Consider the following 15,696-nt stretch of genomic DNA (forward strand, 5'->3'; position numbering starts at 1 on the left):
AATATATAAAATAATTAGTAAAAATATAAAATTAATCATTTTTAATAAAATCAGTTTTAAAATTAAATCAAGATCACTTATTATATCAAAAATTTACTCCGTGAGCTCATAAAATATAAAAAAACATAATATGAAAAAAAAACTACTTTCAAACAGGAAAACTTACGGTGTATTGGTTTTCTTATTTTTCAGCTTCTATTATTCATTATTTCATGCTCAAACCGCTCCTATCTGTACCGGGACCTGGGGACCTCCTATTGTAAACCAAAATTTTGGACAGGGAAATGCTACTGCTAACTGGTATGGTCCTTTAGCTTCTTATGCGCCCGGAGTGAGCACTTCAACTGTTTTTGTTGGCCAAGCAGGAGGAACAATAAATGGCAACTTAGCCAATGGAGAATCAGGGTTAGCCAAAAATGCAGGAACACCATTACCTAATGAATGGTGGGCAAATAAAAGTGACCACACAGGAAATCCAAATGGGCTTATGATGCTTGTTGATGCTCCTTTGACACTAAATACTGTTTTTGTGGAATATACCATGAATAATCTTTGTCCAAATACAACCCTACATTTATCAATCTGGATACTCAACACAAATTCTTCTGGAGTTGTCGCTATTCCAAATTATAAATATCCTAATATGATGCTAAAAGTTCTGAATGCTACAACTGGTGCAGTTTTAGGAACCGCTGCAACAGGCAATGTTCCTGCAGATACTAATTGGCATGAATACACCTTGGATTTCAATAACGGAAATGATTCCTCTGTAAAATTGCAGCTAGTCAATAATGTAAGTGGTGCCAATGTAGGTAATGACCTGGCCATTGATGACATTACGGTATCCCCCTGTATTCCTTCTACTATTCAGGCTGTACCTAATGCCAGCACATCATTATGCGCAAATCAAAATTCAACAGTAAACTTTACTGCTACCCTTACCGGAAGTTCATATAATCCTGCCGAATATCAATGGCAGCTCAGCAACAATAATGGTACCACATGGCTGGATGAAGGCGTCCCAACAACCAACCCCAATTATACTTTTAGTTCTGCAGGCAGGGGTGCCGGCAATTATTCGATCAGATTCAAAGTAGGTCCCCAGGGATCTTCTCTAAATACACAATGTAATGCTGTAAGCCAGGTTGCTGTCGTTACCATAACCAATCCCCCCACAGTTACCGATGCCGTAATCAGGGAGTGCTTTGTGGTATCCAATCCATCTACAGCCTCATTTAATCTCACTGCTGCTAATGTAACTTCCGAAGCAGGAGTTACAAGGCGGTATTTTCCATCCTTAACAGATGCGACCAATGGAACTAACGAAATTTTAAATAACCTCAATTCATATATTGCACCGAACGGTGTCGTTTACATAAGAATAACCAACACTAATGGCTGTTTTTCTGTAGCCAAAGTAAGCCTGGAAGTTATACCCCCTAAAACATCTCCTGTATTAGTAGATAAAATAATTTGTATTGAAGAAACAACAACGCTTGATGCAGGCCCCGGCTTTAATGCTTACGAATGGAGCACCGGAGCCACCACCCAGCAGATCGATAATGTAAATGTAGGAACCTACTGGGTTAATTTGAAATCAGGAAACTGTGTTACAAAACAAACGGTAACAGTATATCCTTCTTCACAACCCGTAATCCAATCTATAGAAATTAATAACAATATAGCCATCATCCATGTAACCGGTGGGAATCCATCTTATCAATTCTCGATTGATAATGCTGCCGTATGGCAAAATTCCAATACGTTTACCAATCTTACGAGGGGCCAGCATACCTTCCATGTAAAAGATGCCTACAACTGTGATCCAATTTCTGTAGAAGTGACAGTTGCCAATTTAGTTAACACTATTACCCCTAATGGAGATGGTAAAAATGATAGTATTGATTATTCTGCTTTGGCATATAAAAACAATTTGATATTTGAAATTTATGACCGGTACGGAAACAGACTTTACCAAGCCGATAAAATAAGAAATTTCAAATGGGATGGCACTTCTTTTGGTAAAAAGGTTCCCACAGCTACCTACTGGTATATCATTTCCTGGAATGAAAATGACAAAAAGGCAACGCCTATCCAATATAAAGGCTGGGTCCTTGTAAAAAACAGGGAATAATATTTTAATATATGAAAACACGATCTGCTATTATTGCGGATCGTGTTTTTATTTGGCATTTTAATCACTATCCTCAACTGTCTAAGATCTCTCCTTAACCACTTATAATTATTTTTAGCATTTCGAGTTTATTTCTCAATTTTGCATTTTCTTTTTCTAAATGAGATAGGTACGTATAAATATTTTCATCATCAATGCCAGAATCATTTATCTCTTTATGGTCATCTTCATAAATTTCTTCAACAGGAACATTTAAGAAATTAGCGATCTTTACCCATTCCTTCTGGATAATTTTTGTAATACCATTCTCTTTCCTGCTGTAGTTTGAGACTTCAGTAGGAAGGATATCAGCAATCTGTTGTTGGGTAATTCCTTTTTGTTTTCTTATGGCCTGTAACTTCTTTTTTTTCATTTTGAGTCTTATAAAATTTGAATTAATAAGTATAAAAATCATAGGTCAAGAGCAAACCATGTCATTATTCCAATACTCTTTATCCTTATTTTAGTAACAGATATTCATTATAAATTCTTTTATTTTTCGTAAAACTAAAATTATTGAACTGATTTACACTATGGATTCCCGTAGTTATGAATTTTAAAAAATAGTATATTAGATCAATTATCAATCATGGTTAAATTGACGATTTATGGCGGAATCATCCAGATAAAAGGTTCATTTCCTTGCCGCTTCCCCCTTATAATATAAAAGAAGATGCATACGAAATCGGATATCAGGATTTTGCTTATCGGTTTTAAAAGAATAGATATTAACGAATCTCTTTCAAAATTTACTATCTTCGTGATTAGTCACAGCTTCCCTGCTCATATACTTTCTTGACTTCGTGTTGTGAATTGCTTTCAAAAATTATTATCTTAGTGATTAGTCACAGCGACATGAAGTTTTTGTCTGTATTCCAAATTGTTGTGAATTGCTTTCAAAATTATTATCTTAGTGATTAGTCACAGCCTTAGAAAAAGCATTAGCAATGGCGTCATTGTTGTGAATTGCTTTCAAAATTATTATCTTAGTGATTAGTCACAGCGACATGAAGTTTTTGTCTGTATTCCAAATTGTTGTGAATTGCTTTCAAAATTATTATCTTAGTGATTAGTCACAGCATCAACAATGAGTATTCAAAAGTAAATATTGTTGTGAATTGCTTTCAAAATTATTATCTTAGTGATTAGTCACAGCGTTAGCGGGAAAATCTGGACAGCGTGTTCTGTTGTGAATTGCTTTCAAAATTATTATCTTAGTGATTAGTCACAGCTATTGTCCCTTGCAGGTTGTGAAGGTTGCTGTTGTGAATTGCTTTCAAAATTATTATCTTAGTGATTAGTCACAGCAAGTAAGAGAGGATTATCAGTCTTTATTTGGTTGTGAATTGCTTTCAAAATTATTATCTTAGTGATTAGTCACAGCTTGTGTAGCTTTCATCACCATCGCCGGCTAGTTGTGAATTGCTTTCAAAATTATTATCTTAGTGATTAGTCACAGCCGATCGAATTCGGTCGAATATTCTCCGGATGTTGTGAATTGCTTTCAAAATTATTATCTTAGTGATTAGTCACAGCTTGTGTAGCTTTCATCACCATCGCCGGCTAGTTGTGAATTGCTTTCAAAATTATTATCTTAGTGATTAGTCACAGCCGATCGAATTCGGTCGAATATTCTCCGGATGTTGTGAATTGCTTTCAAAATTATTATCTTAGTGATTAGTCACAGCACCCATCAAGAAAAAGGAAACTTTCATCTAGTTGTGAATTGCTTTCAAAATTATTATCTTAGTGATTAGTCACAGCAAAGAAATCAAATTGTAGTGCATGTTATGGGTTGTGAATTGCTTTCAAAATTATTATCTTAGTGATTAGTCACAGCATGATGCTTATAATTGTTTTGTAAATTTGTGTTGTGAATTGCTTTCAAAATTATTATCTTAGTGATTAGTCACAGCTTTTACGTTTGATATAATGCAAAGCGCGTGGTTGTGAATTGCTTTCAAAATTATTATCTTAGTGATTAGTCACAGCCTCAAAATTTAACCCGTTGAAATTCAACGGGTTTATTAATTAATTAGAATTTAAAATTTAGAATAATTCAAGCTGTTGAAAGGTTGGTGGTGGCTCTTCTTTATTTCTGGCAAAGAATATTTCAATATCTCCGAACTGTTTATCCGTAATACACATAATGGCCACTTTTCCGGCTTTTGGAAGCATAAACTTCACTCTTTTAATATGAACTTCAGCATTTTCACGGCTTGGACAGTGTCTCACATACATTGAAAACTGAAATAAGGTAAAGCCATCATCAAGCAAAGATTTACGAAAGCGGTTGGCGTCTTTCATATTGGCTTTAGTCTCTGTCGGTAAATCGTATAATACTAAAACCCACATAATTCGGTATGCATTAAACCTTTCGGCATTCATATCAGTTCAGGATAAGAAATCAGACGCTTTTCTCCCGTATAACACTTATACAGTGACGTAGCTGTTGTTTTCACCGCAACCAATAATGGCCTGGTTTTATCATCTATTTTTACATCTTTGGTCGCAATCTGTAAAATGAAAGCTTTAAATTCTTTAGTTAATTCTTCAGTTTCCGAATTGATTTCAAGCCATTGCATTACTAATAAATCAACGAAAGGACGATAAGGTTCCATCAGGTCATCCGCAAGACAGTAAGGGTTATATTTATTCTTATGGAAAATTCCAAGAACGGGAAGTAATCCGGTCTCAACAATTGATCTTGCGACAATACTTCTTAGGACTGAGTACCCAAAATTAAAAAACTGATTGGGTGAATCTCCAAAACGCTGTCTTAGAAAATCCAAACTGATGAGGTATTTCCAGTAATGTTGTGCCGCAATACCTTCCATATTGGTCATATCGCCACTTTTAACACTATTCTGATAATCAATCATCGGCTCGTAATAATTTTCTAAGCGTTTTAAAACCTCTTTTTGATTTTCAATTTTACATTCGACAGTCTGTTTCCAAAGTTGCTTTTTGAGCGGTTCGCTGGCTTCCAACTGATCCTTGATCCGGTCAGAATGTTCAGTGTGTCCGTAAAGCGGCAGCATAATTCCGTGTGGTAAATGATGACTGTCGCAACTGACCACAACCACATTATTTCCCATCATTTTCTGAATCAATTGATGCGAAATCGTAATCTGGAAATGATCCAACATCAGCAAGCCCAAATCTTCCACCGGAACTTTACCTTTCATCTCTTTTGTGGAAGGTTCCAAAATATACATCTGTTCATCTTTAAGTTTAAGATAAGCAGGATTGCCAATGTAGATGGAGCGGGTGATCATTAGTCTGAGTTTTCCTGATAAAATTCATAGTAAATACCTGCGACATCATCCGCAAAGCCATAGCCACAATTTGATGCCCACTTTACACATTGCATAGCTCTGTTTTGAAATTGCCTTAATAAATGGTGTTCTTCTAAAAACTCAAGAGCTGATTTATAATTATTAAAAGCCGAATGGTAAAACTGTTCGGAAAAATCTCCAAATAAAGCACTAAGTTCACAGGCACTTTCGGGCAAGTAAAGCATAACATCTGCAAGTGATTCCGGAGAAGGCTGCAGATTTTTGAAATCAGAAATCGCACGTTTTGCCACTGAAAACTTTTCTGTACTCCGCATGGGATTTTCTACATTAAACTCTTTCCGAATTAGTTTTTTATATTTATCTGCCAATTCTTTCTCATTCGTAGGATTTAGGTAGAACTGATAAAATTCTTTTACGGCTTTATTCTTTTCATACAAATCTAAAAGCTGTTCAATAATCTGCTCTTTTGTGAGCTTTTGAAGCTCTTTTTTTAATGCTGCTTTTGACATATTTTTATGCTTTTGAAATGTTTCCTAAACGGTCTGTTTTTAATTTGATACAATTCTCTTTAATCATTAAGCCATCAATTGCACGTTCCATTTTATTTAATGTTGAGAACTCTGCTTTATTAACAACTGATGCAGCAATATCATGTCTTACAAAAAACATCTGGCTTCCTGAAAAACTTACAACTTTATAAATTTTTTCATTTTGTTCTTTGGTAAAATTTTTAAAATCGATATTACTTCTATTTTCAAGTTCGTCACTCGAAGGAATATATACTAAATCGTTCGGGCAGAGGAAAAAATCATTTGTTCCTTTTAAATCAACGACAGACAACCCTTGCTTTTGTCTTTCGATCACTTCATTCAAAGGAATGGTTTCGTAGCTTCTTTTTCTATTTCCATCTTCATACACTGCAAAAAACAAGTTAGTTCCTTTTGCAGCTTCCACATATTTATCTTTCTTATTTCCGGTTTGTCCAACTTGAAATTTGCTTCCTAATTCAAAAACTCTGACTTTATTGATGGGTTGATGGAGCTTTCCGTCGTTATATTTTTCGATATTTTTATTCATGTCATCTATTCCTTCAGGCGAAAATGCAAACTCTGAACTTCCTTTATATTCTAAATAATTTTTAAGAATTTTTTGAATTCCTGTATCTGTGATAGAATAGATTGATTTTACATCAAAAGATGTATCAAGACTTTTTCTAGTTGCAGTCAATATTTTTCCTTTCGGAACTTTCACCCAAGGTAAATCAATTTTTCCGGAAACGGTTTCTTTATGTATCGGCTTTCTTATTGCCCAATTGGTTCCGGTCTGCTCTACTCTTTCTTTCATCTTCACACCATCTTTCTCTACATATTTTTCATAATAATTAGTGGCTTTATTAATTACTCTAAGATTTTGTTTAAAACTTACAATAATTTTCTCCAATCTGTCTTTAACATCAACCGTAAAGTTTTCCCACGGTTTTAGAAATTGTTTCGGAACTTCTTTTTCGATTCTATTGCCAGTTTGCGGATGGTTGTAAGCCACTTTCTCAAACTTCATCAGTTTTCTCTTCAAATCATAACGCTTAGTATCAGATTTTGCTGACTGATTATTAAGTAGATTCACATGATCTTTCGTAGCACAAGCTATTATCAAGGCATCTAAAGCATGATGGCGATGGTCAATTCTTTTCTTTGAAAATCCTTTTGAAAACTCAACCGGAACGGTTGGTAAAAATTTCTGATGATTTTCATTCCAGGAAGTAAAGTCTGTTGAATTGGTCAATTGATTCATTCGTTCAAAACGGGGTAAAATCAATTCATTCCATACATCATTCAACCCCCAATCCTGTTTTAGTTGTGTAGTGATTTTTCCATTTCCAGGAATAATATTTTTAGAATTCACGCCTTCATCTGTTCCGTCTTCCTGTCGAACGATATTAGAAAGAACACCTGAGATATATTTACTGATATAACGGGTATCGTTCAGCTGACGCTCAATCATTTTTTCAGGAATTTCTTCTAAAAGGAGCTTGTTTCTTTTACTCCCATTATTCGCATAATGTTTTTTTACGAAATCTTCATATTCTTCAGCTTCAAAAACTTTTACACTTTTTCCAAAGCCACACTCAACAATCGTTCCTCCAAACTGCTTAATAAATCCTAAACCTATATAATTATCTTTCAATTTATTAACTGCTGATTCACAAATAATTTTATTACTAAAACTGTCATCAAAATACCTACTTTGCGGAATAATATGTTCAATTTCATATTCTGACGTAAATAATTTATTTAATGGAATTATCTGCCCTGTATAAGGTGATTTATACTTCTGCTCCAGCCAAAGTTTGTATCTCCTTAAATCTGATGAAGAAGGTTGTGCAGTTTTGCTGATTTTCAGAATGTCATCATCAATTTCTATGTTTGATTTTAAAATTCCATCTTCATAAATTTTCAGAATTTCTTGTTGCATTGGAGAATAAGGACGAACATTTTCTACTGAATTATCATCCATCATTTCTGCCAGCAAAGCTTTAATACGGAGATTTGTATTTTCATTTTCCGTAACCATATTAGTAATTTGCTTGCGGTCCTCGGCAGTATTTTTCATTTCCCGACCCAGCTCTATATGAATTTCATTGAAGAAATCTTTAGATCCATTTCCGTATTTCAACCAAATATCTTTTATCACACGAAGCGTTTCTGTAATTATCTGTTCTACAATTGGATTACGAAGCGAATGTTGTTTAAATTCTTTTAAAAACCCTTCCAAATCATCGGTAGAATTCCATTTTCCAATCATTGATGCTTCAGAATGTCTTCCGTAAACAATATATTGAGCCAACCACAACTGCAGACCTTGAAAATCATTTTCTGTCATAAGGTGAATCGTCTTTTCTCTCACTTTATCTTTGATGTTTTCATCAAATTCTCCGGTAATAATTTTCTGAATCCTACCTTTTGAATGCTCATTAATATTTTCGTAATTCCAGTATTTTCCTACCCTCATCAAAGGCAATAATTTTTTAATTGCTTTTTCAGAAAAAGAGCCGTATTCACTTTTAAAAGGTGGAAATTTTTTGAATGCCTCAAAGAAAGAATTTTCATCCAGATTATTTTTTCCTGCAAAAGTTTTTAATGCTTTTTCGTATTCAATTTTGTCATTTACAGAATAGATGATGTGCCAAATCTTTTGTTCAATTTCTCTTGTCAGAAAATCATCAGAGATATTTTCGACCTTATCCAGTCTCGATAAAATCATTGCTTTGGTTTCGTTGAAAGGATATTTTTTGTCTTCAACGTAATTCCAACGATATGTTTTTTCATTCAATTTAAAATGCTTTAACAATCCTTTTTGGTCAACTTCTTTTCTGCTATTCAAAAAATCAAACAGATTTTCAAAATCTTCAGTTGTATTTAAAAATTCTTTTGTAACATTAGAATCATCATCTCTTTTATAAATATTAAGATTAGAAATCCATTGCCAGATGCGAAACTCCTGGTAATACGGATTGGATTTCGGAATCGTTTTTAAAAATTGTGTATGTTCTACTCCATTTCCATCTTTATACTTTCTGAATTCCAAAGTACAATTAGAAATAGATGATTTTTGGCTTTTCAAAGGTCTTTGGTAAAAAATAATATCCTCCATAAATAGATGGACGAATTCTTTTTTGCTTAAAGTCAATTGATGTGCTTCATTATTTTGATATAACTCTCGAATGCAATCGCTGTAGAAATCATCACTCTGCAATTCACTATGAAATTCTTTTTGCTTTTCTAAAATCTGTTTGAGTTCTTCTTTGTAAAATTTTCTTTCGATAGTGCGAACCAGTTTTCCCTTGATTTTCTGCTTCGGGTTTTGAAGTAATGCTTCATAAATGTATGCTCCGACAGTTTTATGGGATTTGTCTATTTCCTGCTCGGTTTTCTTTTTTACAAGTGACCAATCATTTTCGCCGGGTGCACGGAAGCTTCTTTTTTCATTTCCGTCTTTATCGGTTTTAATACTTCCATCATCATTCAAATCGGTTGTGACAATAAAATCCCTTGTTTTATCTTTCCAGTCAAACAAAGGCAATTTGCTCGATCGTCTGTAAACCCAACCATTTTCTAAACCCAAAGAATACCAAATATCAGATTTTCCTTTTTGTGGTTCATCTGCCAAAACATCTACAATTTTTAAAGAATAAAATTCTACTAATTTATTCGGGTTCTCTTCCTCTTCTTCACCACGCAATTGATAATAACCCCGTTTTTGATTAAAATTCAAAAGAATCCAGGCTAATTCTTCTTTTTCAATTTTTTGAGAAAGCGCTTTTTTACGGAGATAATAAATTGTCCAATCATAAGGAACTTTTTTGTCACTTTCTAAAAGTTGAGGTTGATGATTTTTAAAGTCACTAAGCATTTCATCAAAAGAGTTCTTGAAAATAAATTCTTCTTTATTATAAGCCAATTTCGGCTCAGTTTCCTCTTTGAACTTTCCAAAGCGTTTCACAAAATCAATTTGTGAAGCATAATGTTCGGGGAGAAAATTTAAAACGTTTAAAACTCTGTGAAGTCTTTCTCTTCTTAGCAAAAATCTCTCACGTAATCTCCTCACACCTCTGTAACCAGTTCTTGCAGCGGTTTGTGAAACAGAATTTCCTTTACCGAAATCACTTAAAATATCCTGCGACATTGGGATAATCCTACTTCCCATCCCAAGAATTTCACCTTGTTTATTTTCAAAATCCTGTTTTACCAAAGCCCAACCAATTGAATTTGTTCCAATGTCCAGCCCAAAAATATTTTTCATATTGATAATCAATCATTTATATTAAAGTTCTAATATTATTTATTAACTCTGCACCAAATATAAATATTTTATTTTACATTTGTATTAAATATTGATAGTATTTAGACTGACGAGTTGAATTTGATAAGGTCCGAACTTATCTTACATATTTCCCAAGAATTTGTAACTATACAATATTTTAATTAACTAAACACAAACTAAAATTTCAACAAATTTAAGATTGTGCAGAGTTAGTTGTGAATTGCTTTTCATCTAGGCTACTCTTATTTGAGTAGCCTTTTTAATTTTGTATTAAAGTATTTATCCATAATTATCTAGTTTTTTCTTAATACATAAAAATAGAAATAAAAAAAACATTTGAATTACGGGTTCCCATAATTATGATAAAGATTTTTTCTTCTATATTTGTATTAATAATTTTGAAAAGCAATTCACAATAAGGATTATTCCGTTGTGAAAACATTCAAGGCGGGGCAACTCGCCTTTTTTCTTTTTAAAAACCTTATTTTAGCTACCCGAAAACAGAACAATGACGACCGTAGAATTTATACAGAAGCAGCTTAACATCTCTGAAAAGAGCATCAACAATACCCTTCAGTTATTAGCAGAAGACTGCACTATTCCTTTTATTTCCCGTTACCGAAAGGATAAAACCGGGAATTTGGATGAGGTTCAGATTGAGCAGATCTCAAAGATCAGCAAGCAGTTTGAAGAGATTGTCAAAAGAAAGGAATCTATTTTAAAATCTATAGAAGAACAGCATGCTTTAAGCCCTGAGCTTCAGCAAAGAATAGAAGAAAGTTTTGATATTCAGGAGCTGGAAGATTTATATCTGCCTTTCAAAAAGCGTAAAAAAACAAAGGCTGATGCAGCTAAGGAAAAAGGATTGGAACCTTTAGCCAGAATCATTATGAGCCAGAAAAATAACGATATCCGGTTTTTGGCTTCAAAATACCTGAATAATGAAGTTTCATCAGAAGAAGAGGCTCTTCAGGGAGCAAGAGATATCATGGCAGAATGGATCAATGAAAACATGTATGTCCGCAAAAACCTCCGTCGTCTGTTTCAGCGTAAAGCTGTGGTAACGTCTAAAGTGGTAAAAGCTAAAAAAGAAGAGGAAGCGGCACAAAAATTCTCTCAGTATTTTGATTGGGAAGAAAGCCTCAGCAGAACTCCTTCTCACAGACTTCTTGCGATGTTGAGAGCTGAAACAGAAGGTTTTGTAAAAACAAATGTAGGTATTGATAAGGAAGAAGCTATTGATTTCATAGAGAAAGCTGTTATCAAGTCCAATAATGAATCTTCTGAACAAATTGCCATGGCCATAAAAGATGGCTATAAAAGACTTCTGGAACCGGCTATTTCCAATGAAAGCCTGCAGGAAGCCAAAGAAAAAGCAGATAAAAAAGCCATAGAAATATTTTCCGGGAACTTGAGTCAGTTACTTCTGGCACCGCCTTTAGGTGAAAAAAGGATTTTAGCGATTGACCCTGGCTACCGAAGCGGATGTAAAATTGTCTGCTTAGATGAAAAGGGAGATTTACTTCATAATGAAACCATCTACCCTCACGCACCACAAAATGAAACCGGAATGGCAATGAAGAAAATCCGTTCCATGGTCAATGCCTATGCTATTGAAGCTATTTCTATCGGAAATGGTACCGCAAGCCGTGAAACAGAATTTTTCATTAAAAAAATTGCGTTTGATAAGCCTTTACAGGTTTTTGTAGTTTCTGAAGCCGGAGCCTCGGTATATTCTGCAAGTAAAATTGCAAGGGATGAATTTCCTGCATACGATGTCACTGTACGTGGGGCTGTTTCCATTGGAAGAAGGCTTTCTGATCCGTTGGCAGAGCTTGTAAAAATTGATGCAAAATCTATTGGTGTAGGCCAATATCAGCATGATGTAGACCAAACTCAGCTGAAAAATGAACTGGATTCTACCGTTATGAAGTGTGTGAATTCTGTAGGCATCAACTTAAATACAGCCAGTAAGTCATTATTAAGCTATGTTTCCGGAATTGGGGAGAAAATGGCAGAAAATATTGTTAACTACCGTACGGAAAACGGAGCTTTTGAAAATAGAAAACAACTGAAAAAAGTACCGAGACTTGGAGAGAAAGCCTTTCAGCAGGCCGCTGCTTTTGTCAGAATTACCAATGCTGAAAACCCACTGGATAACTCCGCTGTACATCCTGAAGCCTATGGAGTTGTAGAAAAAATGGCCAAAGATCTGGGTATTAAAACCCATGAACTGATTGCCAACAAAGAAAAAATTGCTTTGGTAAAACCAGAAAGTTATATCACAGAAGAAATCGGAATTTTAGGAATCAAAGATATTCTGAAGGAGCTTGAAAAACCGGGATTAGACCCCAGAAAAGCAGTTAAAATATTTGAGTTTGACCCTCATGTAAAAAGCATTAAAGACTTAAAAACAGGAATGATCCTCCCGGGAATCGTCAACAATATTACGGCTTTCGGATGTTTTGTAGACCTGGGAATCAAAGAAAGCGGATTGGTACATATTTCCCAGCTGAAAGACGGATTTGTTTCTGATGTAAATGAAGTGGTAAAGCTTCATCAGCATGTCCGTGTGAAGGTAACGGAGGTAGATGAGGCAAGAAAAAGGATTCAGCTGAGTATGATTCTGTAAGCACATATTTTTAATCAACAAACAAAAGACATTTTGAATTATAAGAATTTAATTTTCGATTTAGATGGAACTTTATGGGATTCCAGGGCTTCTATTATCAAAATATGGAATCATGTTCTGAACAAGCATCAGCTCATAAAAAAAGACCTGAAACCTGAAAATATGAATCAGTATATGGGATTACTGGCTCACGATATCGTTAAGGATATTGTTCCCGGAATTTCAGACCTGCAGATTCAGGAAATTCTTTCTGAAATTGTTTCCCAGGAAAATGAAGTACTGCGTATACAGGGCGGAATTTTATATGATAGTGTGGAAGAGACCCTGAAAAGCCTTAGCAATACACACCACCTTTTTATTGTAAGCAATTGTCAGGATGGATATATTGAAGCATTTTTGGAATACTGTCAGTTCAATGACCTGTTTACAGATTTTGAATCTCACGGACGGACTCAAAAGCCCAAGGCTGAAAATATAAAACTGATTATGGAAAGGAATCAGCTAAAGCCTGAAAACACCATTTATATTGGTGACACCCAAACAGATTACGACTCTTCAAGATCCAATGATCTGGAGTTTATTTTTTGTGAATATGGTTTTGGAAAATTAACTGATCCGGCATATGAGCCTTCTGTTTCAAAGTTTTCAGATTTAGAATTTTATATCTGATAGTAAAGCACTGTATTAATAAATCTGCATAAAAAGGCTGCCTATTAAGACAGCCTTTGCTATTTTGAATACTAATATCCTATTATTTATATTCTTTAGAATCTCTTCTTGGCTCTTTAACTTCCGGCCATTTCACCGTTCCTCCTTTTTCATCCTGAGGCATTAGTCTTTTTTCTCTGTTGGTAAATTCAGGATCTTCAGAAGCCATATAAGCTAATGCAGCGGTTAGCACTACATTATTTTTCACTTCATCAAAAACAATCTTGTCATACGTATCTTTTGTAGTATGCCAGGTATATCCAAAATATCCCCAGTTCAGAGAACCTAAGGAGAACCCCGGCACTCCTGCCGCTACAAAGGAAGCATGATCAGAACCACCCCCTCCGGGCATTCCCGGGAAGTCGGTTTTAATGTGTCCTTTTACCGTTTTTGGAACTCCCTCAAGCCATCTTCCGATATAGTCATATGCTTTTACGAATCCCTGACCGCTGATGTTTACCACCCGTCCTGTTCCGTTATCCTGATTAAAAGCAGCCTGCACGCCTTTGATGATCTGAGGGTTATCTGCTACAAAACCTCTTGAACCATTCAATCCCTGCTCTTCACTCCCCCAAAGTCCTATAACAATTGTTCTTTTATTGTTTGGATAATATTTTTTCAGGATTCTCATGGTTTCAAGCATCGTAAGAGTACCTGTCCCATTATCGGTAGCTCCCTGAGCTCCATCCCAGGAATCAAGATGAGCAGAAAGGATCACGTATTCTTCAGGTTTTTCCTTTCCTTTGATCATTCCTATGGTATTGAAACTTTTGGCATCAGGAAGGATTTTTGACTGGGCATCAATTTTAATTTTTGGCTTACTTCCTTTTTCGGCCATTCTGTAAAGCATTCCATAATCTTCCACATCAATGTCAATCATTGGAATTTTGGATGTTTTTGCTCCAAAGATTCTGTTGGCTCCCATAATCCCCGTCCAGTTGGAAATAGCAATTCCTGCTGCCCCTGCTTTTTCCAAAGCTTCCGGAAGTGTGCTATTGTCATAGCCTATATTCTTTACATAAGCAGTAAAATCCTTGGCAGCCTGTTCTTTTTCCGCTTTAAGTTTTTCATAAAGCTCAGGAGTTGCAAATTCTTTGATCTGCTCGTCAGAACGCCCTATTTTCTGATATTGAGCCATCAAAACAATTTTCCCTTTTGCAGAAGGCAGCCATTGATCAAATTCTGCTTTAGAAGATACTTTAGGAAGAACAATTACTTCTGCTTCCACAGCTTTTTTGGTTGCCGGGCTCCATGCCAATTGTGTTGCAGACAGTGATTTTACACGTGGATACACCATGTCGACATGCGTAATTCCCCTTTGCCAGCCTTTCCATGTTCCAAATTGCTGGAGGTTTGCCTCTACTCCCCATGAGCGAAGTTTCCCCGCACTCCATTCATTGGCAGCAAGCATTTCAGGAGTTCCCACAAGACGCGGCCCTATGCCGTCTAATAATTCGCCAGCCATATTTTCAAGCTGAGAATTGTTATTTACCTCATCTACAAAACTTTTTACGATAGGATCAAGTTTTTCTTTCGGATCTACTTTTACCTGGGCCCATGAAAATTGGGCAGCCAACACCACTGCCGGTACTGCAAAAAATCTATTTATCTTCATAACATATATTGATTGGTTTAAAGATAAAAGAAATTGCGGAAATGATAAAGGATTGGAAGCAAAAAAGTCTTTACAGAAGAATGTTTTCAAGCTTTTTGTATGAAAAATTTATATTCATTACAAAGCATACCACAGAATGAGCGGCAATGACTGAAATTTGTAGAGCAATTGAGGACATAAAAAAACCGGCTTTAAAAGCCGGTTTGAGGTAAATTATTTTTTAGCTTCTTCTACAGAAACTTTTCTGAAGTCTTTGAACAGTTTGCTTAGTTCTAAAGCTGCTTTACGAGCTCTTGTACCAGCTGCTTTGTTTCCTTTTTCTGCTTGTTGGTTTGCCTCAGTTGTGAACGCTTCAAATTCTGCGTTGATTTTTTCAATTAGTTCTTTCATTTATTTAAAAATTTAGGCTGCAAATATAGGTTTTATGGTGATTCCAGCCAATACAGCA

The 15,696-nt window shown here is 35.1% G+C and carries 10 protein-coding genes and 1 CRISPR repeat array; of the genes, 3 read left to right on the top strand and 7 right to left on the bottom strand.

The genetic code is table 11. From position 1 onward, the window contains the following. Window positions 1-130: 130 nt before the first annotated feature. Window positions 131-2,134, top strand: a complete 2,004-nt coding sequence (locus LQV47_RS18265) for a T9SS type B sorting domain-containing protein (protein ID WP_230040060.1) — start codon at window positions 131-133, stop codon at window positions 2,132-2,134. 94 nt (window positions 2,135-2,228) lie between these two features. On the opposite strand, the gene LQV47_RS18270 is transcribed toward LQV47_RS18265, so the two are convergent. The 5 genes from LQV47_RS18270 to cas9 form a co-directional block, all read right to left on the bottom strand. Further along, window positions 2,229-2,546: a helix-turn-helix transcriptional regulator gene (locus tag LQV47_RS18270; RefSeq protein WP_230040063.1), complete on the bottom strand. Its 318-nt coding sequence runs from the start codon at window positions 2,544-2,546 to the stop codon at window positions 2,229-2,231. 585 nt (window positions 2,547-3,131) lie between these two features. Next, window positions 3,132-4,165: a CRISPR direct-repeat array (repeat unit 46 nt; unit sequence GTTGTGAATTGCTTTCAAAATTATTATCTTAGTGATTAGTCACAGC). A 57-nt stretch (window positions 4,166-4,222) separates the two neighbouring features. Continuing rightward, complete coding sequence (gene cas2, locus LQV47_RS18275) at window positions 4,223-4,561, bottom strand: CRISPR-associated endonuclease Cas2 (protein ID WP_034678328.1); 339 nt, start codon at window positions 4,559-4,561, stop codon at window positions 4,223-4,225. After that, window positions 4,558-5,451, bottom strand: coding sequence for a type II CRISPR-associated endonuclease Cas1 (gene cas1, locus LQV47_RS18280; protein ID WP_230040065.1), 894 nt, complete (start codon window positions 5,449-5,451; stop codon window positions 4,558-4,560). Before cas1 ends, cas2 begins: the two co-directional genes overlap by 4 nt. Then, window positions 5,451-5,981, bottom strand: a complete 531-nt coding sequence (locus tag LQV47_RS18285; RefSeq protein ID WP_230040068.1) for a DUF6155 family protein — start codon at window positions 5,979-5,981, stop codon at window positions 5,451-5,453. The genes cas1 and LQV47_RS18285 overlap by 1 nt, the downstream gene beginning before the upstream one ends. A gap of 4 nt (window positions 5,982-5,985) precedes the next feature. Further along, complete coding sequence (gene cas9, locus LQV47_RS18290; RefSeq protein ID WP_230040070.1) at window positions 5,986-10,272, bottom strand: type II CRISPR RNA-guided endonuclease Cas9; 4,287 nt, start codon at window positions 10,270-10,272, stop codon at window positions 5,986-5,988. Window positions 10,273-10,801: 529 nt separating this feature from the next. Here cas9 and LQV47_RS18295 point away from each other — a divergent pair. Together LQV47_RS18295 and LQV47_RS18300 are read left to right on the top strand one after the other, a co-directional pair. Continuing rightward, window positions 10,802-12,925, top strand: coding sequence for a Tex family protein (locus tag LQV47_RS18295; protein WP_230040072.1), 2,124 nt, complete (start codon window positions 10,802-10,804; stop codon window positions 12,923-12,925). Between the two features lie 33 nt (window positions 12,926-12,958). Next, window positions 12,959-13,594, top strand: coding sequence for an HAD family hydrolase (locus tag LQV47_RS18300; protein ID WP_230040073.1), 636 nt, complete (start codon window positions 12,959-12,961; stop codon window positions 13,592-13,594). 82 nt (window positions 13,595-13,676) lie between these two features. Here LQV47_RS18300 and LQV47_RS18305 read toward each other — a convergent pair whose 3' ends face one another. Both LQV47_RS18305 and LQV47_RS18310 read right to left on the bottom strand, forming a co-directional pair. Next, a complete protein-coding gene (locus LQV47_RS18305; protein WP_230040076.1) occupies window positions 13,677-15,248 on the bottom strand; it encodes a M20/M25/M40 family metallo-hydrolase in 1,572 nt (523 codons plus the stop codon). Window positions 15,249-15,461: 213 nt separating this feature from the next. Further along, window positions 15,462-15,638 (bottom strand): histone H1, encoded by a 177-nt coding sequence (locus LQV47_RS18310; protein WP_047377485.1) that lies wholly within the window; start codon window positions 15,636-15,638, stop codon window positions 15,462-15,464. Between the last annotated feature and the right edge of the window lie 58 nt (window positions 15,639-15,696).

The sequence above is a fragment of the Chryseobacterium sp. Bi04 genome (genome assembly GCF_918698085.1).
GTDB lineage: Bacteria > Bacteroidota > Bacteroidia > Flavobacteriales > Weeksellaceae > Chryseobacterium.

Excerpts from the sequence above, each read along its gene's own strand:
- cas2 (WP_034678328.1), bottom strand. The coding sequence starts at position 4,561 with ATGAATGCCGAAAGGTTTAATGCATACCGAATTATGTGGGTTTTAGTA.
- LQV47_RS18305 (WP_230040076.1), bottom strand. The coding sequence starts at position 15,248 with ATGAAGATAAATAGATTTTTTGCAGTACCGGCAGTGGTGTTGGCTGCC.
- LQV47_RS18295 (WP_230040072.1), top strand. The coding sequence starts at position 10,802 with ATGACGACCGTAGAATTTATACAGAAGCAGCTTAACATCTCTGAAAAG.
- LQV47_RS18310 (WP_047377485.1), bottom strand. The coding sequence starts at position 15,638 with ATGAAAGAACTAATTGAAAAAATCAACGCAGAATTTGAAGCGTTCACA.
- cas1 (WP_230040065.1), bottom strand. The coding sequence starts at position 5,451 with ATGATCACCCGCTCCATCTACATTGGCAATCCTGCTTATCTTAAACTT.
- LQV47_RS18285 (WP_230040068.1), bottom strand. The coding sequence starts at position 5,981 with ATGTCAAAAGCAGCATTAAAAAAAGAGCTTCAAAAGCTCACAAAAGAG.
- LQV47_RS18265 (WP_230040060.1), top strand. The coding sequence starts at position 131 with ATGAAAAAAAAACTACTTTCAAACAGGAAAACTTACGGTGTATTGGTT.
- cas9 (WP_230040070.1), bottom strand. The coding sequence starts at position 10,272 with ATGAAAAATATTTTTGGGCTGGACATTGGAACAAATTCAATTGGTTGG.
- LQV47_RS18270 (WP_230040063.1), bottom strand. The coding sequence starts at position 2,546 with ATGAAAAAAAAGAAGTTACAGGCCATAAGAAAACAAAAAGGAATTACC.